The following is a 21,078-nucleotide window of genomic DNA, read 5'->3' as shown; positions in this document are numbered from 1 at the left end:
GTTACTCCGCTGTTTATTCCACTATCTTGACCGGAATGGCGACCTTGGCCAGATCCCACTTCCAGTTGTCGACCGTGGTCGGCACCGGGACCATCTCGATACAGTCGGTCGGGCAGGGATCGACACAGAGATCGCAGCCGGTGCACTCGTCGGTGATGACGGTGTGCATCGCCTTGGTGGCACCGACGATGGCATCGACCGGACAGGCCTGGATGCACTTGGTGCAGCCAATGCATTGATCTTCATGGATGAAGGCGACTTTCTTGACCGGGATGGCGGTCTCTGCACTGCCCAGCGGTTGGGGTTCTACCCCCATCAGATCCGCTATCTTGCGCATGGCGGCATCGCCACCGGGCACACACTTGTTGATCTGATCGCCATTGGCCAGCGCCTCGGCATAAGGTTTGCAGCCAGGGTAGCCGCACTGGCCGCACTGGGTCTGTGGCAACAGGGCATCGAGCTGATCGACGATAGGATCGGCTTCTACATGAAACTTGACGGCGGCAAAGCCCAGAATGATGCCGAAGGCCAGGGCCAGCAAAGCCAACACCAGAACGGCAAAGAGTATGTGAGTCATAGCGCTATATCTTGATTAGGCCGGCAAAGCCCATAAAGGCCAGCGACATCAGGCCGGCGGTGATCATGGCAATCGACACCCCGCGAAACGGAGTGGGAACGTCAGCTGCCACCAAGCGTTCACGCATGGCGGCAAACAGTATCAGTACCAGCGAGAAGCCTGCAGCTGCGCCAAACCCGTAGATGATGCTCTGAAGGAAGTTGTGACGCTCGTTGATGCTCAGCAGCGCCACGCCCAGCACGGCACAGTTGGTGGTGATGAGCGGCAGGAAGATGCCAAGCAGGCGATAGAGGGTCGGGCTGCTCTTGCGGATAACCATCTCGGTGAACTGCACTACGACGGCGATCACAAGAATGAAAGCAAGGGTGCGCAGGTAGGCGATGTTCAGCGGGATCAGGATATAGTGTTCCATCAGATAGGAACTGGCGCTGGCCAGCGTCATCACGAAGGTGGTCGCCAGCCCCATGCCGACGGCGGTCTCCAGCTTGCCGGAGACGCCCATAAAGGGACACAGGCCGAGAAACTTCACCAGCACGAAGTTGTTAATCAGCACAGTACTGACCAATAAAAGCAGGTACTCAGTCATGGGAGATGGGTTATCCGGTTTGAAGGCGGCGGTATTATCTGATTTTAGGTCTCCTTAAACAACCGCAAGGCCGCATGGTTATTATTCAAATGGCCAATTTCATGGAGGAAATGTGCGCCCTTTACCCATTTTTACCCTGACCCTGGCAATGCTGCTCTGGTCCAGCTCCTTTATCGCCCTCAAGCACGTGTTGGGGATCTGGGGCTTCGGTCAGGTGCTGTTCATGCGCATGAGTGTGGCCGCGCTCTGCTGGCTGCTTTGCTACCGCTATCTGGGCAATTTCACCTATCAAAAGGGGGACTGGCGCTGGCTGGCCCTGATGGGGGGACTGGAGCCCTGCCTCTATTTCCTGCTGGAGGTGAATGCCCTGCGCTACACCAGTGCCGGGCAGGCGGGCATGGTTTGTGCCATGTTACCGCTCATCGTGGCCCTGGTTGCCTTTTTGCTGCTCAGGGAGCGGGTCAGTCGCCGCCAGTTGCTCGGGTTTGCCATCGCCATCGTCGGCATCGCCCTGCTGGGGCTGAGCAGCGGAGTGGACGAGTTTGCCCCCAACGCCCTGCTCGGTAATAGCCTGGAGATGGGGGCCATGCTGTGCGCCGCCATCTATGCCGTGGTATTCAAGAAGCTCTCCAGTCGTTACAGCGTGCTGACCCTGACCGCGTTGCAGGCGTTTATCGGTACCCTCTTCTTTGCCCCCTTGGCTTTCCGCGAGCCCTGGCCGACGGCCTGGGCCTGGCAGGACATGGTGGTCATCGTCTTCCTCGGTGCCTTTGTGACGCTCGGGGCCTACTTGCTTTACAACTGGTCGGTGACCCAGGTCAAGGTGACGCTGGCGGCGGCCTATGTGAACCTCATCCCGGTGTTTACCCTGTTGCTGGCTTATCTGCTGCTCGGTGAAACCCTGACGTCGCTGCAGTGGCTTGCCTGTGGCGCCGTTCTGCTGGGCATTGCTGTTGGGCAACTGCCTGCTCGGCGCAAGGTACGCGAGCCTGTTATCGCCGACAGCTGATCTGTCCCGCGCTACCGGGACGTGCTGGCGCTTTTGGCGGCCAGTTGCCGCACTTCGTCCACCACCACGGCAAAGCCGCGCCCCGGGGTCAGCCCGGTTTTGGCCGTGCGGGGCCGTGAATCTGTTCATTTTGTAACCCACCACCAAGAATGAAAAACCGGGAGCTGGTGAAAACAAGTGGGAGATGGTGGGACAAACTCAGGAATGGTGGGGCTTGTAGCGTGATGCGGTTAAACCAAGCCGTTTAAGCGCAAAATGAAAAATTGGTACGCTCGGCCGATTGGGATCTGCTGAAAATGAAAAACAGGCTGGCCGCCTGTTTTTTCCATTTGAGTTACAGCTAGTAGTTTAAATCCGGGTTTAAGCGACTGTCTGTAGCACCCACAGTTAAAAAAAATCGTGTCCTGCCCAGACTACCTTGCCGATCACGGCCAGGTTCTCCAGCTGGTTGGCTGGAACGACCTGCAGGGGGTAATCATCGCGGTTGTCGCTGATGATGGTGATCCCGCCATCGAAGTTTTTCTGCAGGCGCTTGGCATAGAGCTCTTCGCCAAGGCGCAACACGAAGATGGATCCATCTTCGATCTGATTCTTGCTGATATCGACCAGGATAGAGTCACCAGAGTGGATGGTGGGCTCCATGCTGTCGCCTTTGGCGAAGACCACCACCAGGTTATCCGGGTTTAACTTGCGAAACGTGAGCCACTTGCGGCGAAAGGCCAGCTTGCGTTTAACCTCGTGATCATCATTAAACGCACCATGGCCGGTACTGACGGTGACATGGTAGCCATCGATCAGCGCGTACTCCTCATCAAACTCCTCACATTGCACCATCTGCTCGGCCGTTCCATCAGGATGTTTCGGGCCCTGACCGGTGGCCAGCCACTCCAGATTGACATTGAACACCCGCGCGATGCGCAGCGCCTTGTCGATGGTGGGCAGTGAATTGAACGGAGGGAAGTATTTACGCATCCCCGATTCACTCATCCCCGCCTGTTTGGCGAATGCCTTGTAACTCAGACTCCCGCGAAGCTCATCCAGACGGTCACTCAGAGTATCCATTCCAGCCGTCAGAAAAGATACCTCACCGTCTTTTTGTACTGCTTGTGGCTTTTCTTCATAACGCTCTGACATACAAGGAATTCTCGGCTAGTAGCTAATGCTGGTGATTCAACAGACAAAAAATTCCGCACAAAAAGACTTGTCAATCTTTTTGGGGTGATCAATCATTCATATGTGACGCATTGCGACATAAAATCATTCATTTATGAATGGCGAAGACGCGCGCCGCGACACTTGATGATACCGAAACGGGGTGAGTATGTCAGGGAAAACACCAGAGTGGATCAGGGCTGAGCTCATAAAACGTGGATATTCCCAAGCTGCTTGGGCCCGCGCCAAAGGGCTGCATCCCAGAGCCGTACAGCGCTGCATCAAACACTATGCCCCAGCCAAGGGTGTCAGCCCCAAGCGTCGGGAAAGCCGCTCCATCATGGCCTTGCTCTCCGAGTCGCTTGGGATCGATCTGCTGGGAGGTGACCAATGAGCACTTGGTACACCGCCCAAGCGTTGGCCGGGTTGGCCGGCATGCCCGCTTACCCCGATGGTGTGCGCAAAAAGGCCGAGCGTGAAGAGTGGCAAAGCCGCAAACGCGAGAAAGGCAAAGGGGCCGAGTACCACATCAGCTCACTGCCGAGCGAAACCCGCCGTTACCTGGCAGAGCAAGCTGTGGCCGCACAAGGTCAAGCCGTGACCGATCATGCGGCGGGTGGCAAGGCCATGGCCAAGCTGTTGGCGCGTGAGGTACCGGTCAAACCGGAGGCAGGCCGCAAATTGCTGACATTGGGGGAGGGTGCTCGCCAGAAGGTCGATGCCAGACTGCTGATCCTGCAGGCCGCCGATATTTTCCTGGCACCCTATCACGCTTGCCAACAAGGGGAGGTGGGTCGGCGTGCGTTTATTGAGGCTTACCGTGGCCGCAGCCTGTCACTCCCTGCGAACGTTTATGACCGGCAAAAACCATTCAGCCTGATCACCCTGCGCCGCTGGCAAAGTGCGTTGGCGGACGAAGGCCCCGCAGCCCTGGCGGGCAACTACCAGCGGGAGCGGCCATCGACCGTCGAGCAGAGCCCGGATCTGGCCCAGTTTCTCACCGCACTGGTTACCGCCAAACCCCATCTGGCCAACAAGTGGGGAGCCCTGCACGAACTTGCCAGCCAATACAACGAGATGAATCAGCTGGGATGGCATATCCCCAGCCAATCCTCCTTGCGCCGCTGGATGGCGAAATGGCTGAGTGACAACAAGGTGGCCTTTACCTATGCCACCAACCCCGATGCCTACAACAACAAATACCGCAGCGCGATCGAGGAGATGTACCCCTGGATGGCCCAGCCCAACGACGTGTGGGAGTTCGACAGCACCCCGGTCGACGCCATGTTGGTAGATGGCCGTCACAGCATCATCGCCGTGATCGACGTGTATACCCGTCGGGTGCGTCTGCTGGTGGCCAAGAGCTCATCGAGCGAGGGGATCTGCCTGCTGCTGCGCAAGACGCTGCTGGCGTGGGGCACCCTCAACGATAACGGCGTGATGCGCACCGATAACGGCTCTGACTACGTGAGTCAGCGGGTCATGTCCATCTGCACCCTGCTCGGCATGAACGTCAGCCGCTCCAACGCCTATTCGGGATGGGAGAAACCGCACATAGAGCGCTTCTTTCGCACCATGAGCCACGGCCTTATCGAGTTGCTGCCCTCCTATATCGGCCACTGCGTGGCCGATCGGCAGGTGATCGAGGCACGCAAGAGCTTTGCCCAGCGTCTGGAAGAAAAACGCAAACCGGATGCCGAAAAGGAGATCTTCGAGCTGGCCATGACGGCCTGTGAGCTGCAGAGCTTGCTCGATAACTGGCTCGATGCCCGCTACCACAACCGCAAGCATGGCTCCCTGGGGATGACCCCCAACGAGAAATATGGTCATGCCCGCTATCAGCGGCGGGCCATTGGCGATGAGTCGGCGCTGGATCTGCTGCTTAACCACATCGGCGAGGCCACCGTCTCCAAAGGCTTCATCAAAGCCGGTGGGCTCAAATACACGGCCCCAGAACTGCTGGAGCATAACTGGAAGAGCCAGCGGGTCAGCGTGTTCCTCGACCCCAGCGATGTGGGCCGCGCCATCTTGTATCGCACAGGCGACTGGAACGAGCGGATCGAGGCCGTGAACATCGACCTGCTGGGCAATGGTGTCAGCCCGGATGCCTTCCGTGCCGCCAAGCGTGCCGATGCCAAGGCACTGGCCGGTTTTCGCCGCGAGATGCGCAATGTGGCCAAGACCTTTGGCATCGACCAGCTCCATCAGGATGTGGTGCGCCACTTCGTCTCCCAGGCGCGGGATATCGCCCAGTTCCAACGCGGTGATCTCACCCTCGATAACCCGGCCCTGACCGCACTTTCGGGCATTGCCGTCCCCGGTGAGCTGGCTCAGTTTAGCGCGGCAGAACTTGCCGCCATTGAGGCCAGGCGAGAAGAGAAAGCCGCCCGCCAGCAAGCAACGGCAGGGCAAGAGTCCAGAGCGCTCAAGACCGAGTACGAACAGGCCATCCATTTGGCAGAGAAGGAGTTGGATGCCCCGTTGACAGAGCGGGAGAGGGAGTGGCTGACCCGGTACCTCTACAGCCACAAGCTGATGGCGAAACGGATTAACCGCCATCTGGATGAAGTTCGGGCGATCCGCCACACCCAGGCAAAAGGTTAGTGATTAGCCCGAAAAGACCCAAAAACAAAGGACAAAACCACGATGAAACACAAGATCGTTGAAGTCAAAAACATGATCAAGACCGAGCAGCTGCTCGACAACTTGCTCAACCGCTCCAGCATAGTGCCGGGTATCGGGCTAATCCACGGCCCCTCCGGCTTTGGCAAGACCACCGCCGTGGAGTGGCTGTTCAACCAGGACGAAGTGAACGGCATCTATGTGCGCTGCTACAAGGCCGACACTGTGACCAGCCTGCTGGAGCAGATTGCCAAAGAGATCGGCATTCCCCAGCGCCACAACTTGCGGGCCCAGGTCGATAGCATCATTGAATCCGTGCGCGCCGAAGAGCTGGCCATCTTCGTGGATGAGGCCGATTACGTGGTCGGCAATGCCCGCATCATGGAGACCCTGCGCGATATCTACGATGCCACCGAACAACCCCTGATCCTGGTGGGCATGGAAGAGATTGCCCGCCGTATCAGCCAGCGCAAGCAGCTGTTTAACCGTATCTCTCAGTGGATTGAATTCAAACCCGCCGATCTGGAAGACGTGTCCCTGATAGCCAGCGAAATGCTGGAGGTGGACGTGGAGATCGACGATGCCCTGCTGGATCTCATTCGCAAGCGTTCCAATGGCGTGGTGCGCACCATCGTCTCGGCCCTCGACAAGATCGAGAAGATGGCCATGGCCTCTGATGCCCGGATTATCCGGTTGGAGGATGTGGACGCCAGCGAACTGCTCCATGACGTGCGCCGCAGTCGCTAGCCGTCAGGCTACAGCCAATAAAAACAAAGCACGGGAGGGATTCCAGTGGTTGGAAAAATCAGAAATAGCAATGCAGAAGAAGCATGGCACTGGATGTGTCAGCAGGACTCTTTCGACTTGTTTGAGCTGGTAGAGGGGAGCCAGCTCAAGTTGGGAAATGTCTATCTGATTGTGCGCCGTTGGCTGGCAAGTAGCCATTTGCGCTGCGTGTATCAAAAGCCGTTTGGTCGGCGGATATCGTTTCGCGGGAGCCGCTATCAGGTGATTGACCCATCTAACGTGCCGCAGTTTGGCTCAGGGAATCGCCAGACAAAGCATCGGAAAAAGCGCCGTATTCATCGAAAGACGGTGCAGCAAAAGATGTGGAACACCATGAAGATCAGCCGTTTTTTCACTCTGAGTGACCTCGCGATTACCTCTGGAGTCGATGACAGTGGCGCCAGCACTTACACCACCTTTTTGATTAGGGCTGGATATGTCCGGCTGGTGGACAAGATAGAGCTCTTCAAGGTGAAAGGGGATCAGAACCGCTACCAGTTGATCCGTGATACCGGACGTTTTGCCCCTATGGTGCGAGCAAAACAGGGGGGATGTTGGGATCAGAACGAGCAGCATTTTTATCAGTTTGATGTGAAGGAGGCACCACATGGGCACGTGGCTTGAGGTGTTGCAGGCCGAAGTGGCGGCCAGTTCGCTGGCCCAGGTGGCAGAGAAACTGGGGATCTCTCGCACCACCATCAGCCAGGTCTGCAACGAAAAATACCCCGGCGATATGGCAAGGGTACAAACCCTGGTGGAAGGGGCCCTGATGGGTAGCAAGGTGATGTGCCCCATTCTGGGCGAAATACCGGTGCATCAGTGTCTCGCCCATCAGCGGCGTGGTCCTCGTGACGTGGGCAGCAGTCCGATGGATATCAAACTCTGGAAGGCGTGCCGTAGCGGTTGTCCCCATAGCCAACTGGGTGAGGAGCAGCAACTGCGTCGGCCGATGCGCATCTCTGTTGAGCCTCACAACAAAGGCATGGACAGGAGCGCCAGATATGACGCCGAGGCCACTCTTTCCAGGTTACGTAGACAGGCAAAAAGCGATGGAGAGAATGCCAGTTCGTCCTTGCGCATCCTGACCGATCTGCTGGCGGAGGAGCTCAAGATCATGGGGATCAAGTACAACCGGCTGCTCGACCGGGCCGAGAAGAATAACCAGTAAACCAGCGGGCCCTGTGGGCACAGGGATGGGCATCACAAGGAGAGCGGGATGAACAGAAATCTACAAAAAACTGCCGAGCAGTTGCAGATCTGGCTGACGGCGAACGGGTGCAAGGTGAGCACCAGCCGGGTGTGTCATACCCCCTTGTTGGCGGTGACCGGCCCCTTACCCGAAGTGATGACTAAACGGGCGGTGTGGGGGCGGGAGTACCTGGGGGGTGTGGTGCGCGATGTTGCCCTAGTGCGTTTTGGTGGCTGCCTGCTGCACTGGCGCCAGTAAGGACAAGCACCGGAATAAAACGGGATTAATCAAGGAGAGAGTCATGCAAGAAGCACACACCAGCAGTTCGACCCCGATGCGTCAGAACGCCCAGGGGCACTGGGTACCGGAAAACCTGATTGCCTCGGCTGACAAGCTGCGCGACGAGGTGGTGATGGCCATCATCGCTGCCGCCCGTGAAGAACGCTCCCGCCTGGCGGCGTTCAAGATAAACGCCATGCAGCAGATCGCTGACTTTGTAGATCTCTCGGCCGAGCAGTACGGGGTGGCGTGGGGCGGCACCAAGGGCAACGTGACCCTGCTTAGTTTCGACGGTCGTTACAAGCTGATCCGGGCGGTGGGGGAGCACCGCAAATTTGATGAACGGATCCAGGCAGCCAAGACGCTGATCGACCAGTGCATCGCGCGCTGGAGCGATGGTGCCGACGCCAAGCTGCGGGCACTGGTTGACCATGCGTTTAGGGTCTCCAAGGCGGGTCATATCGACGTCAACCAGGTGCTCTCCCTGCGTCAGCTCAATATCGAGGATGCCGACTGGGAGCAGGCCATGCAGGCGATCGCCGACGCCATTCAGGTGACCGGCACCAGTCAATATCTGCGGCTCTACGAGCGGGACGGCCAGGGGCGCTACGTCCAGATGAGCCTGGATCTGGCCAAGTTGTAAGAGAGGTATGTGCGATGGAAATCAACGTGGAAAAAGCCGAAGAACAACTGTTGCTCTGTGAGCAGATCACCGAAACCGAGGGCACCTGCTACCCCGACGACACCTATGAGGATGGTATCAAAGCCGCCCTGCTCTGGGCGTTGGGGCTGGGTCCCGCTCCTCTCAATGAAGAGGAGTATCAGGGCGTGATGCCGCTCAAGTTTGAGCAATGAGGGTGCGAAACAGGGCGGCACTGCCGCTCTGTCTGCCCGGCGTGGTGGCCGGGTACTGATGAGCAGCTAGGGAGAAGCAGATGAAAAGTCGAATGTTAGTGCAGACCAAGAAGTTGTTTGCGCTGGTTGAGCGGGGTAACGCCCATGACTCAGCCAATGCAATGAAGGCGAACCATGCATTGATGGCGGCGATGAATGTTGAGCTGAATGCAGGGGGGAGTGGCCGGGAACAAGCCAAGTTGGGGGCGGTATGAACCACGAAGCCGCCTTCTGGTTGCTGGTCAACGTGATGGCTGCCGTTTATGGGGCCTTCATTGCTGGTCTGTGCACCGGCCTGTTTTTGGCCAACTGAGGAATCCGATATGGAAAACGTGAAAGCGCAGCCCAGGAGTTCACCGCCTCGATAAAGGAGCTCGGCGATGACCAAAACAGAGATGGATATTCGGCTTACCAAGATTTTCAGCGCGGCAGCCATTGCACAGGCAGTCCCTGATAAACGGGTTGTGTGCAAACAGCTCAAGCAGTTTGATAGAGAGGCGCGTGCTCGTGGCTTTCATGCGCTGGCCCAAGAAGCCTGCCAGATGCGCTGGCAACTGGTGGCAGAGTTGCAACGGGATAGGGTTGTTATGGGGGAGGTCAGTCATGGCCATCTATAGTCCCCTGCTGGCACCTCATATTCTGGCTCGCCGCCTGCAAAGCGGTCGGGCCTGTATCACCGAACTGGGGCTGGAGCAGCGCTGCCCCCGTTGCGGCGAGTTCTGGCCATGGGATACCGAGTTTTTCGGTTTGGCGAGCGATGCCACCCGGCTCTCCAGCTGGTGTCGGGGGTGTCTCAATGAACACTATCAACAGCTGAGAGTGGCCGCGCTGCACCATGACAGCAAGGCAGAACAGGGAGGGGATAGGTGATGGACAAGCGCAGCAGATTGATCCGGTTGGTACAGGTGGGGCGCCGTGCGTTGGCACTTGATGACGAGTGTTACCGCGATCTGTTGGCCAGCCATACCGGCAAGCGCAGCGCCGCCCTGTTGAGTGAGCTGGAGCTGGAACAGGTGCTGGCCGCCTTCAAGGCGGCAGGCTTTACGCCCAAGCCTGCCCGCCCTAAGGCCAACAAACGGTTAAGTCCAGCGGCCGGTCGCCATCTCAGGGTCAATGAAATTGCCAAGATCAGGGCCATTTGGTGCGAGATGGCCCGCCTTGGCATCGTCAGGGATGGCTCGGAAACTGCACTAAACCACTGGATACAACGGATGACTGCCCGTTTAAACGGTGGGGTAGGGGTGGCCGAGGTAGGATGGTTGGATGCGCCTCTGGCTGTCAAAGTGCTGGAGGCGCTAAAAAAGTGGAATAGTCGTAAGAATAATTAGTCTACAAATTTATTGTGTCGAAGTGCAGAACCAGCAGACATAATGCTGTGCTTTTTTAAGTACGTACGAACACTAGATATTGACATGTTAAGTTCTTCTGCAATTTCGGTCGTGCTCATTCCGTTATTCGCCATTTCATAAATCAATATAGATACATCTTTAATTTCAATATCATTTTTAGATGACGTGCGATTAATCTTGGCATTTTCAAGCGTATTTAAACGGGTTTGAAGTGAACGAGTATGTTCAAGAATCTCTGCCAAAATGTCTTTTTCTGGTCGAGATTTAGGCTTTTCAACAACGGGGGTGTCGGCGATTATAGCTTCAAATCTTTCAGCAAACTGCACCCAGTAAGTATCTAATACCTTGTTTAGGATGGCCTGATCGAGGCGGTTATCTCCCAGACGATTATTTAACGTATGAACAAGAGAATAAATTCCGTCCCGGTCTGGCTTGGTATGGTTGAACTGAGCCAAGGGGTCTCGAATATCGTGGGGCTCCAGGTCGATCAGCAGGGTGCAGACCCGAGAGTTGGAGAGACCTTTGGCTAGCGCACCTGCCTCAAAGAGTATCCAGGGCTTTTCTTTGTTCTCTTGGGTCAGACAGATGATGCCGGTTGTCACATCCTGCAACTGGTCTTGGATTTCGCTAAACCAGAGTGAACCCCGGTCAATATCCTTGGTGGAGATCCAGGGGCGGATCGCCTGTAATACGCAACGCAGCCACTCATCCAATAAGGTGGCCACCAATCGACTGCGTTCCCCCGACCAACTCAAAAATACCTTCATCGCTTACCCCATTAACCCGCTGATTGAAGTGGGATTTTATCTGATGGGCGAAACTGGGGCCAGCAGAATCCTAGTCACTCCACCGCGCCAGCAAGCGAGCCAGAAAACCAAGCAGGCCAGGATGGTGTTGGCTCGGTTCCAGCTCCGTTGCCATCAGCTTGAGACAGACAATCAAGAGACCCAACCATAGGAATGCCATTCCAACGAACTCAGACCAATGGAGTCTGCGCGCAACAGCTTGGAAGGCCATAGTACGGATATCCAAACCGGTTGTGAGCTGTGGGATTTCTTGGATCTTGCTGATGATCCATGCAGGTAGTAGCCAGTAAAAAAGCCCACATCCGATCAGGCCCAGCAGCAGAGCCCCCCACCAGGAACTCATCAGCATAGTGCTTGCGGTGTCGGTGATAAGTGACTGGTTTTTCCGTCGATAGTAACGTCGGCCCATAGTGCTATGACCTTTCCTTGAATCTTGTTGGCGATGACACTGAGGGGGGGGGGGGGGGACTCATTGCGCACCAATTAATGTGCGCAGAAAATGGCCAGTGTTCTAATTGGCGCACCGCTTTTTCTGCTTTGCCGGGGGAGTCATGGAACAGAATCAGGATCTCTTTGCCGATGATCATGCCTCGCTGGGGCAACTGGTCGATCGCCTTGACCAGATCCCTGTCTCTGAGCTGACGGCCAAATGGCCCAAAGCCCTGAGCGAGCTGGTGGATGTGCTCGCCTGCGAACTGGCAAGAGGAGGAATGGTGCCAGAACAGGCCAAGGCTCAGGCCCGCAAGTTGGCGTTGGTACAGGCCCACTATATGGGTGGCCGTGCCTACTACATCCCCACCGGGGATCATCTCAAGGCTGCACTGCGGGATAGGGCTATCTGGGACGAGTTTAACGGCCGCAATATCGACCAGCTTGCTCGCAAGTATGGGCTCTCGGTGCCGCAGACTTATGCTGTGGTCGCTGAACAGAGGCTGTTAACTAGAAAGCGGATACAAGGGGAGCTTTTTGGTTAAGGTAGGGCAGTGGGCACAAGCACACTGCCTCTCTATCAAAACATGAACCGGCTTCTAACGGCATCATCAAGCTACGATTATCCGCAGTAGGCCATACAACCCAGTACAGGCCAGCATGTAACCCAGCATAACCCCAAATCGCTTTCTTGCTATGTTAACCCCTATGCCCCACACGGTGATCACTAAGGTTATGGGAATACCTATCATGGGAATGGCGAACGCCAGTCCCGCATACGAATCTGATACATGTGAACCACTGTTCAAGGCGATATATCCCAATAGTACATATGCCAGCAGGTACCATATGATCACAGCAAGGGGCATCAGAACGATCCTTTTATATCAGCTGTAAAGTTCATCTCTGTAATGAACGGTTTGTAAGCGTATCTGTTGTATCGTTGTAACAGGAACCAGGAACGGAAGGGGGCAAGGTATTCGAACCTCTTGCCACCATTGACATCAAGGTCATCGAGACCAAAGTGATCTTGAACTTGATAGGTTAGTATCCCACGGAACTCACGCCCCTTGTACTCAAGCTCTGTGAGTTCAACCTTGACTGCATAGACATCATGCACGGCAATGCCAAGACCATTCACCCAGTCTGCCAACGTGTCAAATTTTGGCAATGACACTGAGTTATTGAGGCCAGCCTGTATGGGCTCACGATCATCGGGGCTGAGTGCTCCATCTCCTGCTGTCAAACGTTCACCAATGAGCGTTTGGATACGATTTGTAAATGTTTGAGTCGTTACGTGCGTTTTCATAGCTTTGTCTAACAGTGGGTCGGTATAGGTTGTCCCGCTGGAGCCTTCAAAATGATTGATGAGCTGCCCAATGATGGGGCCGTACTCACCAATAGAGACAAACTGAACAGCTGCACGGAGAATACCAAAGTGCACTGACGGAGGGTAAGCAAACGCATCGGGGGTGAAGGCGAAATTATACATCTCCCCTAGTTTCATGATATCGCCCATGGACATATCACCGCTTTGGAGGTCATCCGCCTGGTAATCATCCATTTGCCGCTTAGTGTGATAGATAAGACCTCGGTACCCTGGTATTGGCTTCCAATCGTCGAGGACGGGGGCAATTTTGGGTTTTGTGGTTGTGGTTGCCGCCTGTTCGGTTGGTGCTGGACTGCTCATGCGCCTGGCCGCAGGTGCCATATCACCCACCACGACTGTACTGGAACCAATAATAACTCCTCCACAATCAATACTCCCTCCCGTAATTGCCATTGGAAGGCCATTGATGAAGACTGTCGATGAGCCGGATGCGATGGCGCGGGGGTGGGGGGAGCTGCCGGGTTTGGTGTGAGGCTCCAGTTGGTCTGAAACTCGCGCCACGGGCTTGCCGTCAATCAATACATCTGGCGATCCTGTGATGATTTTTGTTGGTGGATATCCATCATGGTCGGTGCCAATATCACCAATTGTTGCTGCTTTTTTCCCCACTTTGCTTGCCCCACCAAAATTTAAAGAAAGCCATTCTATTTATTGGGGAATAATATTTAACTGGCACAAATTACAGGTGATATGCGGTGTGCGTCATATATTGACTTTAAGCCACCATAAACCCATGCCATAGAGGCCCCTCGGTACGCTGCGGATAACGCAGTTAGTCGAGGGGCCTTTATGTTGCCTGATACTTTTTCTTCCGCGCTTGCCTGGTTGCTTCGTCCCGATGTGGAAGGGGGCGAGGTCAATCACCCGGCCGACCGGGGCGGCCACACCAAATACGGTATCGCCGATGCCGCCGACGGCAAGAAAGACGGCATGGCCGACCTCGATCGGGATGGCCAGCCGGATATTCTTATCTCGGCCCTCACACCTGCCCATGCCGGGCCCTTCTATCGTGCTAACTACTGGCTGTCTGCCCGCTGTGATCGGGTCGATAGCGTCTGCCCGCTGATTGCCATCGCGCTGTTCGATGGGGCAGTCCACCACGGCCCTGGCCGTTCGGTGCGCCAACTACAGCAGGCATTGGGCATCCTGGCCGATGGGGTATTGGGCCCGCAAACCTTGCGGGTGCTGGCCGCCAAGACCGGTCGGGATGGTGACCGCGCCCTGCTGCTTGGATTACTGGAGATCCGCGCCAGCTACATGCTGGGCATAGTGCGCAAAGACCCGAGTCAATGGGCCAATGCTTGGGGTTGGGTCAACCGCTTGCTGCGCCTGCAAAGCTATCTGCTCTCGATCCGATTCGGGGAGGTGGCATGAGTAAACCCAGCTTGATCAACAAGCGCCGCCAGGCGTTGCATGGGATCCAGGCCGCTGGCTGTTTTGGTATTCCCGAGCTCAAGAATCCCCGTTATCTCGCCTGCTTCAAGGATGGGCGCCGCGCCCACCTCAAGGCATATCTGGCCGCTTCGAGCACCACCAGTGCAGACCTGGAGACGATCCCGCTTTACAGCCACCACGCCACCCGCCAATCCCTGTTTGCGCTCCTGTTAATAAAGAAGTGCTGGCGTTCGGTCACCGAGCTGGATCGCCTGCGGGCCCGTGCCCGTTTTTCCCCCTGTCAGTACCAACCCCCACATAAGGAGCCTCAACATGGCTGATTCTCTGTTACCCCAAGCAAAATCGGCGTTTAAGAGCCGCACCGTGATCGGTGGCCTGATTGCCGTCGGCGCAGGTATTGCCGGCCTGTTCGGTGTGCCGGTCGATGTCGGTACCCAAGCCAGTCTGGCCACCACTATTGTGGATCTGGCCAGCGCAGTCGGTGGTCTGGTTGCTATCTGGGGCCGTCTCAAAGCGACCCAGATTGTTAAATGAGCGTCAAGTAACCGGCCCGCAAGGAGACGATCTTGAGCGACCTCATAGACCGCGCCCAGCAGCTCGACGCCGAGCGAACCGGGCGCCTTATTCAATCCCATCAAACAAGGTCAAGGCCCCAGGGGGATGGCATCTGTTGCGATTGTGATGACGCGATCCCACCATCCCGCCTTGTTGCAGAACCGGGTGCCGAGCGCTGTATCGAGTGCCAGACCCTGTATGAGCGCAAGGAGGCAGTCCGTGTGGGAATTCATCGTTAGGAACTGGGGGCCCTTGTATGCCCTGGCCAGTTTGGTGGGGCTGGTGGTGATCATCTTGCTCTCCAAGACCTACGCCAAACGGGAAGATCTCACCGCCCTGGTGGCGCGGGTGCAGAGGGTGGAGCAGGCGCTGATCGATCTGCCGAGCGAGCGGGAGCTGCACAAGCTGCAGCTGGAGATAAGCGAGTTGCGCGGCGAGCTGCGAGAGGTCAAGCCAGAGCTGCGCCAAGCCCGCCGCCTCGCCGACATGCTGCTGGAGAATGAACTCGCAGCGGTACAGAAGGAGAAGCCATGAGCATTCAAGCGATATTGGATTCCCAGCAGCGCCTGGTGATCTTGCGCTCCCTGCTGGATATCGGTGGCGCTGCCAACGAGTCGATCCTCAATGACTGCCTCGATCAGCTGGGTACCGGCCGGGTGACAAGGGATCGGGTGAAGACGCTGCTGGCATGGCTGGAAGAGCAGGGGCTGGTGCGTATTGAGCGGCTGGCCACGGTGCAGGTGGCTCACCTCACCGGCCGGGGTCAGGACGTGGCAGAGGGCCGGGCAGTGGTGCCGGGCATCAAGAAGCCCCGAGCTGAAGATTGAGGAGGACTAGCCATGGCTGAGAAACCGACCCGTGGCCGCGCCAGCAAGGTGTGGCTGCTACCCGAGCCTATCCGCGATGCCCTCAATGCCATGCTACGGGACAAGGGCAACAGCCAGGCCGCCATTCTGGATGAGATAAATGGTCTGATCGAAGAGGCCGGGTTGCCGGACGATCTCAAACTCTCCCGGTCAGGGCTCAGTCGCCACGCCAGCCAGGTGGAGCAGGTGGGCCAGCACCTGCGGGATTTGCGCGAAACTACAGCGGCCCTGACTTCCCAGCTTGGTGACAAGCCGATGGGGGAGACCACCAAGCTCATCCTGGAGCTGGGCCGCTCCCAGCTGTTCAAGGCGATGCTGGCCCAGGTGCAAAACCCGGAGGAGGCGGTGGATATCGACATGCTGAAAAACGCCATGCTGGCGGCCCAGCGGCTCGAATCCACCGCCATGCAGAGTCACAAGCGGGAGAAGGAGATCCGCCAGGCCTTCGCCGAAGAGGTGGCCGCCAAGACAGAGGCGATCGTCACCCTGGCGGGGTTGAGCGGTGAAGCTGCCGCAGCCATTCGCCGTGAAATACTGGGGATTGCCTGATGAGCGAGAGCCCGATGGCGCAGACCGCAATCGCCCGTTCCCAGCAGTTGGCCATGGAGCTCGGCACCGAATACAGCCCGGATGAGGTGCTGCTGCCTTATCAGAAGATTTGGATCGCCGACGAGAGCCCGCTCAAGATCGCCGAGAAGAGCCGCCGTACCGGCATCACCTGGGCAGAGGCCGCCGATGCCACGCTCACGGCCTCTCGCGCAAAGGCGGCTGGCGGTGGTCATCACTTTTATGTGGGCAGCAACAAGGAGATGGCCCGCGAATTTATCGACGCCGTGGCCATGTGGGCCAAGGCGTTCAACAAGGCCGCCGGGGAGATCCAGGAGGAGGTGTTCACCGACGATGAGGATAAAGCCATCCTCACCTTCGTGGTCTATTTCGCCTCCGGCTTCAAAGTTCAGGCGCTTTCCAGTAATCCCAGCAACCTGCGGGGGATGCAGGGCAATGTCACCATCGACGAGGCCGCTTTCCACGACCGGCTGGCCGAGGTACTGAAAGCGGCGCTGGCGCTGACCATGTGGGGCGCCAGGGTGCGCCTCATCAGCACCCACAACGGCGTGGATAACCTGTTTAACCAGCTCATCAACGACAGCCGTGCCGGCAAGAAGCGCTACTCCATCCACACCATCACCCTGGACGACGCCTGCCGGCAGGGGCTCTATCGCCGCATCTGCCAGGTCAAGGGCACGCCCTGGACCTCGGAGGCAGAGGAAGCCTGGAAGGCGGGCCTGCTCAAGGACACGGCCACCGAAGAAGACGCCCTGGAGGAGTATTTCTGCGTGCCCAAGCAGAGCAGCGGCGCCTATATCAAGCGGGTGCTGATTGAGCGGGCCATGCAGCCGGATATTCCCATCCTGCGCTTTACCGCGCCCAAGGACTTCGAGCTGCAAAGCGAGGAGACCCGCAAGGCGGTAGTGGATATCTGGTGCGAGGAGAACCTAAAACCCTGTCTGGAAGCGCTCGACCGCAGTTGCCGCCATGTGCTGGGCGAAGACTTCGCCCGTAAGGGGGATTTGTCGGTGTTCGTGCCGCTTTCCCTCGCTACCAACTTGCGCAAACGGGTGCCTTTTGTGGTGGAGCTGATCAACGCCCCCTATGAGAGTCAGCGCCAGATCCTGTTCTACCTGCTGATTGGGCTGCACCGTTTCACGGCGGCAGCGTTCGATGCCACCGGTAACGGCGGCTATCTGGCAGAGGCCGCCCGCTTGCGCTGGGGGGCTGGGATGATCGAGTGCGTGATGCTCAATGACCCCTGGTACCGAGAGTGGATGCCCAAGCTCAAGGCGGAGTTTGAGGATGGCAACCTGACAATCCCGCGCCATGCAGACGTGCAGGATGACTTGGGGAAAATCCAGGTCATCAACGGCATCCCCAAAATCGACAAGGGCAAGAACACAGGCCAAGGGGGCCAACAGCGCCATGGTGACTTTGCAGTGGCCCTGGCCATGGCGGTGCGGGCCAGCTGGATGGAGGGGGGCGCCATCGAGTTTACCCCGCTGCCCAACAAGCGCGATGAATCAAGGGGCGATCACCATCATTCGTTCGAAAGAGGGGCCTGGTAATGGGCAGGATCATCGATATCAACGGCAATCCCCTGCGACTTGAAAAAGAGCCGCAGACCGAGAACTCGGCAGCACTGGCCCAGTTACGCCGTCACTACAGTGAACACCCCACGGTGGGGCTCACCCCGAGCAGGGCGGCAGCCGCATTGAAGGAGGCAGAACAGGGCAACCTGATCGCCCAGTGCGAACTGGCCGAAGACATGGAGGAGAAAGACGCCCACCTGCAGAGTGAACTCGGCAAACGTCGCCGCGCGCTGCTGGGGGTGAGCTGGACCATAGAGCCACCCCGCAACGCCACCCCGGCGGAGAAGCGCGACAGCGAGATGATCCGCGAGCTGGTAGAGGACTTTACCTGGTTCGACGATGCCATCTTTGACGCCACCGATGCGGTGCTCAAGGGGTTTTGTGCCCAGGAGTTCTGCGGCTGGGAGCTGGTGGAGGGGTTGCAGCTCCCCAAGGGCATCATCTGGCGCGATACCGCCTGGTTCCAGACCCACCCGGACGATCGCAACCAGCTGCGGCTGCGTGATAACAGCCACGAAGGGGTTGCCCTCAATCCATTTGGCTGGCTGCTGCACAAGGCCAAGTCCAAATCGGGATATCTGGCGCGCACCGGCCTTGTCCGTACCCTGATCTGGCCCTTTCTGTTCAAGAACTACAGCGTGCGGGATCTCGCGGAGTTTCTGGAGATCTACGGCTTGCCGGTGCGGCTGGGCAAATACCCGGAAGGGGCGACCGAGAAAGAGAAGGCCACCCTGCTGCAGGCGGTGCTCTCCATCGGTCATAACGCCGGGGGCATTATCCCGCGCGGGATGGAGATTGAGTTCCAGAACGCCGTCAGTAGTCAGGCGGATCCCTTCGTGGTGATGATGGAGTGGTGCGAGCGATCCATGAGCAAGGCCATCTTGGGTGGCACCTTGACCTCACAGGCCGATGGCAAGAGCTCGACCAATGCCCTGGGCAATGTCCATAACGAGGTGCGCCAAGAGGTACGGGATGCAGATCTCCGACAACTCGCCGCCACCCTGACCCGCGATCTGGTCTATCCCCTCTATGCCCTGAACGGCAAGAGCTATCAGGGGCCGCGCCGTAGCCCCCGGTTGGAGTTTGATGTGACCGAGCCAGAGGATATGCAGCAACTGGCAGGGCCGCTGCGCACTCTGGTCTCTATCGGCATGAAGATCCCGACCCAGTGGGTCTATGACAAGTTGCAGATCCCGGTGCCCACCGCTCAGGAAGAGGTATTGGCCATTCAGGATAACCGGGGGGCAGCAGGGGAGGCGGAACTCAAGGCTCGGCTGCCCCGTCAGGGGCTGGCGACACTGGCCGCACATAAAGCTGTGCAGGGAGATAACAACGATGCCCAGTTGGCCCGGCTGCAGGCCGAGGCTGCTCCTCTGCTGGCGGGGATGACCGATGCTGTCCAGGCGCTGGTGATGCAGGCCACTACCCTGGAAGAGATCCGGGATGGCTTGTTGGCACTGGAACCTGAGCTCAGCCATGACGAACTGGGGGCGCTGATGGCGCAAGCCATCGCCGCCAGCGAGCTGCTCGGGATGCTGGAGATGGAGGAGGGGCGCTGATGCCGGTTCGCTCTTCGCCTGTCAGATATGGCTCCTTGCCCTTTGCCGAGGCGATCGCCTTCTTTCGCCAGAAGCTCGACATGCCGAGCGAGCGCTGGACGGATATCTGGCGCGATGCCCATAACCGGGCCTTTATGGTGGCGGGAGCGACCAAGATAGATCTGCTGGCCGACCTGCGCGGGGCGGTAGACAAGGCGATCAGTGAAGGGCAATCCATCGGGGCATTTAAGAAGGCGTTCAAGGAGATTGTGGCCCGTCACGGTTGGGAGCATACCGGCCCCGCCTCCTGGCGTTCCCGCATTATCTTCGAGACCAACCTGCGCCAAAGCTATAACGCTGGGCGTGAAGAGCAGATCCAGCGTATCAAGCACAAACGCCCCTATGCGCTCTATCGTCATGGGGACACCGAGCACCCAAGGGAGTTGCACCTCAAGTGGAACAACCTGGTGCTGCCGGTGGATCACCCCTGGTGGGAGACGCACAGCCCGAGCAATGGCTATGGCTGCAAGTGCAAGAAGTTCCTGCTCTCGGCAGCCGATCTCAAGCGGCGTGGCTTGGTGGTGGGCAAGGCCCCGGACGATGGTGAATATGAGTGGGTGGATAAGGCCACCGGGGAGTTGCACAAGATCCCCAGAGGTATCGATCCCGGCTTTGATTATCGCCCCCAGACCCCGGCAGACTTGACCAAGGCGGTGGCCAAGCGCGAAGCAGCCAAGCCTGTGTTGGCCGAACGGCTGCCAGAGCGGATAGTGGAGAGCGCCTTCTCCAGCGTTAAAGGCGTCACCGCACAGGGTTTGAGTGATCTGCTGGCCAAGTTGCCTGCCCCCCAGCGCGAACCGTTGGCGGCGTTCCTCAAGGCGCATCCGGTCAAAAGCCTGTTTATCAAGCAGACCGAGTTGGGGAAAGGGGCCGCTGGGCTCAAGGTTGCCCCGGCGATTGCTGATTACCTGGGCAAAGATCCGTATCTGGTACGATCTTTTTACTATTCACGACGGGCCAGCAGGGTCAACGGCTTTACCGCAACCAGCTGGGATCATCTGGTTATCAAGGTAAAGGGGGGCGATACTTTAAAGACGGTGAATATGCAGGCGGTACAAGCGGCGGCCACCGAAGTGCTGAATGATGCCCACGCAAATAGCGGTCCGCGCCAATGGCTGCCAAGAGGTACCAGTGGCGAAACCTTGCGTCGTCACTGGAGTGTGTCGGCCAATGTAGGCGGTAAACTGGGGGAATCGGCCCAGCGGATCTCGACCTGGTTGCATGAGCTCGGCCATCAGGTTCACTTCTGGGCCGGGGAGCCTAATCTCACCGGTATCGGGCTGATTACCGAATATGCCGGAACCAATGGCAAAGAGATGGCTGCCGAGGCGTTTGCCGCCTGGGTGCTGGCGAGGGAATCCATGCTGGAGCACTTTCCCGAACTGGCCAAGCGGGTGGAAGCCATGCTGGCCAACGCCACGGCTGCCACTACCAAAGGCGGCCGCTAGTAGC

At 57.8% G+C, this 21,078-nt stretch carries 29 protein-coding genes and 1 other RNA gene; 24 read left to right on the top strand and 6 right to left on the bottom strand.

From position 1 onward, the window contains the following. Positions 1 to 13: 13 nt before the first annotated feature. Together rsxB and rsxA are read right to left on the bottom strand one after the other, a co-directional pair. Positions 14 to 577 (bottom strand): electron transport complex subunit RsxB, encoded by a 564-nt coding sequence (rsxB, locus tag WJM78_RS12500; protein WP_042036721.1) that lies wholly within the window; start codon positions 575 to 577, stop codon positions 14 to 16. 4 nt (positions 578 to 581) lie between these two features. Next, complete coding sequence (gene rsxA / locus WJM78_RS12495) at positions 582 to 1,163, bottom strand: electron transport complex subunit RsxA (protein WP_339009630.1); 582 nt, start codon at positions 1,161 to 1,163, stop codon at positions 582 to 584. Positions 1,164 to 1,275: 112 nt separating this feature from the next. Here rsxA and WJM78_RS12490 point away from each other — a divergent pair, with 112 nt between their 5' ends. Further along, on the top strand, positions 1,276 to 2,172 hold the full coding sequence (locus tag WJM78_RS12490) for a DMT family transporter (protein ID WP_339009627.1): 897 nt from the start codon (positions 1,276 to 1,278) through the stop codon (positions 2,170 to 2,172). A 387-nt stretch (positions 2,173 to 2,559) separates the two neighbouring features. Here the strand turns inward: WJM78_RS12490 and WJM78_RS12485 are convergent, their stop codons facing one another. After that, the gene (locus tag WJM78_RS12485; RefSeq protein WP_339009624.1) at positions 2,560 to 3,306 is read right to left on the bottom strand and encodes a helix-turn-helix transcriptional regulator; all 747 of its coding nucleotides are present in this window, start codon (positions 3,304 to 3,306) and stop codon (positions 2,560 to 2,562) included. Positions 3,307 to 3,714: 408 nt separating this feature from the next. Between WJM78_RS12485 and WJM78_RS12480 the strand changes: the two genes are divergently transcribed. The 12 genes from WJM78_RS12480 to WJM78_RS12425 all read left to right on the top strand — a co-directional run bounded on the left by WJM78_RS12480 (position 3,715) and on the right by WJM78_RS12425 (position 10,422). Continuing rightward, a complete protein-coding gene (locus tag WJM78_RS12480; protein WP_339009621.1) occupies positions 3,715 to 5,928 on the top strand; it encodes a DNA-binding protein in 2,214 nt (737 codons plus the stop codon). 42 nt (positions 5,929 to 5,970) lie between these two features. Beyond that, positions 5,971 to 6,693, top strand: coding sequence for an AAA family ATPase (locus WJM78_RS12475; protein ID WP_005353404.1), 723 nt, complete (start codon positions 5,971 to 5,973; stop codon positions 6,691 to 6,693). 45 nt (positions 6,694 to 6,738) lie between these two features. Beyond that, positions 6,739 to 7,356 carry a hypothetical protein gene (locus tag WJM78_RS12470; RefSeq protein ID WP_339009619.1) on the top strand — a complete coding sequence of 206 codons (618 nt, stop codon included), beginning with the start codon at positions 6,739 to 6,741 and terminating at the stop codon, positions 7,354 to 7,356. After that, entirely contained in the window at positions 7,340 to 7,900 is a 561-nt protein-coding gene (locus tag WJM78_RS12465; protein WP_339009616.1) for a helix-turn-helix transcriptional regulator, read from the top strand. The genes WJM78_RS12470 and WJM78_RS12465 overlap by 17 nt, the downstream gene beginning before the upstream one ends. Positions 7,901 to 7,948: 48 nt before the next feature. Then, positions 7,949 to 8,179 carry a hypothetical protein gene (locus WJM78_RS12460; RefSeq protein WP_042037308.1) on the top strand — a complete coding sequence of 77 codons (231 nt, stop codon included), beginning with the start codon at positions 7,949 to 7,951 and terminating at the stop codon, positions 8,177 to 8,179. A 43-nt stretch (positions 8,180 to 8,222) separates the two neighbouring features. Beyond that, positions 8,223 to 8,843, top strand: coding sequence for a DUF3164 family protein (locus WJM78_RS12455; RefSeq protein WP_339009614.1), 621 nt, complete (start codon positions 8,223 to 8,225; stop codon positions 8,841 to 8,843). 26 nt (positions 8,844 to 8,869) lie between these two features. Next, positions 8,870 to 9,055, top strand: coding sequence for a hypothetical protein (locus tag WJM78_RS12450; RefSeq protein ID WP_339009612.1), 186 nt, complete (start codon positions 8,870 to 8,872; stop codon positions 9,053 to 9,055). A 2-nt stretch (positions 9,056 to 9,057) separates the two neighbouring features. Beyond that, positions 9,058 to 9,127: hammerhead ribozyme type II (locus WJM78_RS12445), an RNA gene on the top strand. 8 nt (positions 9,128 to 9,135) lie between these two features. Next, positions 9,136 to 9,309 carry a hypothetical protein gene (locus tag WJM78_RS12440; protein ID WP_339009610.1) on the top strand — a complete coding sequence of 58 codons (174 nt, stop codon included), beginning with the start codon at positions 9,136 to 9,138 and terminating at the stop codon, positions 9,307 to 9,309. 165 nt (positions 9,310 to 9,474) lie between these two features. Further along, positions 9,475 to 9,711 carry a hypothetical protein gene (locus WJM78_RS12435; RefSeq protein WP_339009608.1) on the top strand — a complete coding sequence of 79 codons (237 nt, stop codon included), beginning with the start codon at positions 9,475 to 9,477 and terminating at the stop codon, positions 9,709 to 9,711. Beyond that, positions 9,698 to 9,964 (top strand): hypothetical protein, encoded by a 267-nt coding sequence (locus WJM78_RS12430; protein WP_339009607.1) that lies wholly within the window; start codon positions 9,698 to 9,700, stop codon positions 9,962 to 9,964. Before WJM78_RS12435 ends, WJM78_RS12430 begins: the two co-directional genes overlap by 14 nt. Further along, positions 9,964 to 10,422 (top strand): regulatory protein GemA, encoded by a 459-nt coding sequence (locus tag WJM78_RS12425; protein ID WP_339015852.1) that lies wholly within the window; start codon positions 9,964 to 9,966, stop codon positions 10,420 to 10,422. Before WJM78_RS12430 ends, WJM78_RS12425 begins: the two co-directional genes overlap by 1 nt. On the opposite strand, the gene WJM78_RS12420 is transcribed toward WJM78_RS12425, so the two are convergent. Continuing rightward, the gene (locus WJM78_RS12420; protein WP_339009606.1) at positions 10,419 to 11,210 is read right to left on the bottom strand and encodes a TIR domain-containing protein; all 792 of its coding nucleotides are present in this window, start codon (positions 11,208 to 11,210) and stop codon (positions 10,419 to 10,421) included. The two genes, WJM78_RS12425 and WJM78_RS12420, sit on opposite strands and share 4 nt — an antisense overlap. 70 nt (positions 11,211 to 11,280) lie before the next feature. After that, entirely contained in the window at positions 11,281 to 11,658 is a 378-nt protein-coding gene (locus WJM78_RS12415; protein ID WP_339009605.1) for a hypothetical protein, read from the bottom strand. A 142-nt stretch (positions 11,659 to 11,800) separates the two neighbouring features. Between WJM78_RS12415 and WJM78_RS12410 the strand changes: the two genes are divergently transcribed. Then, on the top strand, positions 11,801 to 12,223 hold the full coding sequence (locus tag WJM78_RS12410; protein ID WP_339009604.1) for a Mor transcription activator family protein: 423 nt from the start codon (positions 11,801 to 11,803) through the stop codon (positions 12,221 to 12,223). A 323-nt stretch (positions 12,224 to 12,546) separates the two neighbouring features. Here WJM78_RS12410 and WJM78_RS12405 read toward each other — a convergent pair whose 3' ends face one another. After that, positions 12,547 to 13,677, bottom strand: a complete 1,131-nt coding sequence (locus WJM78_RS12405; protein WP_339009603.1) for a type VI secretion system PAAR protein — start codon at positions 13,675 to 13,677, stop codon at positions 12,547 to 12,549. 180 nt (positions 13,678 to 13,857) lie between these two features. Between WJM78_RS12405 and WJM78_RS12400 the strand changes: the two genes are divergently transcribed. The 10 genes from WJM78_RS12400 to WJM78_RS12355 are packed head-to-tail and all read left to right on the top strand — an operon-like array spanning position 13,858 to position 21,074. Then, positions 13,858 to 14,442 (top strand): glycoside hydrolase family 108 protein, encoded by a 585-nt coding sequence (locus WJM78_RS12400; protein WP_339009602.1) that lies wholly within the window; start codon positions 13,858 to 13,860, stop codon positions 14,440 to 14,442. Further along, complete coding sequence (locus WJM78_RS12395) at positions 14,439 to 14,783, top strand: hypothetical protein (protein ID WP_339009601.1); 345 nt, start codon at positions 14,439 to 14,441, stop codon at positions 14,781 to 14,783. Before WJM78_RS12400 ends, WJM78_RS12395 begins: the two co-directional genes overlap by 4 nt. Next, on the top strand, positions 14,776 to 14,997 hold the full coding sequence (locus WJM78_RS12390; protein WP_265461186.1) for a hypothetical protein: 222 nt from the start codon (positions 14,776 to 14,778) through the stop codon (positions 14,995 to 14,997). The genes WJM78_RS12395 and WJM78_RS12390 overlap by 8 nt, the downstream gene beginning before the upstream one ends. Before the next feature lie 32 nt (positions 14,998 to 15,029). Then, positions 15,030 to 15,257: a TraR/DksA C4-type zinc finger protein gene (locus WJM78_RS12385; RefSeq protein WP_042037298.1), complete on the top strand. Its 228-nt coding sequence runs from the start codon at positions 15,030 to 15,032 to the stop codon at positions 15,255 to 15,257. Further along, positions 15,238 to 15,552, top strand: a complete 315-nt coding sequence (locus WJM78_RS12380) for a DUF2730 family protein (RefSeq protein WP_052449363.1) — start codon at positions 15,238 to 15,240, stop codon at positions 15,550 to 15,552. Before WJM78_RS12385 ends, WJM78_RS12380 begins: the two co-directional genes overlap by 20 nt. After that, a complete protein-coding gene (locus tag WJM78_RS12375) occupies positions 15,549 to 15,845 on the top strand; it encodes an ArsR family transcriptional regulator (protein WP_339009596.1) in 297 nt (98 codons plus the stop codon). Before WJM78_RS12380 ends, WJM78_RS12375 begins: the two co-directional genes overlap by 4 nt. 12 nt (positions 15,846 to 15,857) lie before the next feature. After that, positions 15,858 to 16,433, top strand: a complete 576-nt coding sequence (locus WJM78_RS12370) for a DUF3486 family protein (protein WP_339009595.1) — start codon at positions 15,858 to 15,860, stop codon at positions 16,431 to 16,433. Continuing rightward, positions 16,433 to 18,004 carry a hypothetical protein gene (locus tag WJM78_RS12365; protein WP_339009593.1) on the top strand — a complete coding sequence of 524 codons (1,572 nt, stop codon included), beginning with the start codon at positions 16,433 to 16,435 and terminating at the stop codon, positions 18,002 to 18,004. Before WJM78_RS12370 ends, WJM78_RS12365 begins: the two co-directional genes overlap by 1 nt. Further along, complete coding sequence (locus tag WJM78_RS12360) at positions 18,004 to 19,587, top strand: DUF935 domain-containing protein (RefSeq protein ID WP_339009591.1); 1,584 nt, start codon at positions 18,004 to 18,006, stop codon at positions 19,585 to 19,587. Before WJM78_RS12365 ends, WJM78_RS12360 begins: the two co-directional genes overlap by 1 nt. Next, complete coding sequence (locus WJM78_RS12355; protein ID WP_339009589.1) at positions 19,587 to 21,074, top strand: phage minor head protein; 1,488 nt, start codon at positions 19,587 to 19,589, stop codon at positions 21,072 to 21,074. The genes WJM78_RS12360 and WJM78_RS12355 overlap by 1 nt, the downstream gene beginning before the upstream one ends. Positions 21,075 to 21,078 lie beyond the last annotated feature (4 nt).

Origin of the sequence: Aeromonas popoffii, from assembly GCF_037818705.1 — a bacterium.
GTDB classification, from domain to species: domain Bacteria; phylum Pseudomonadota; class Gammaproteobacteria; order Enterobacterales; family Aeromonadaceae; genus Aeromonas; species Aeromonas popoffii.
Note: the sequence above shows the minus strand (reverse complement) of the source record. Positions and strands in the feature narration are given on the sequence as shown.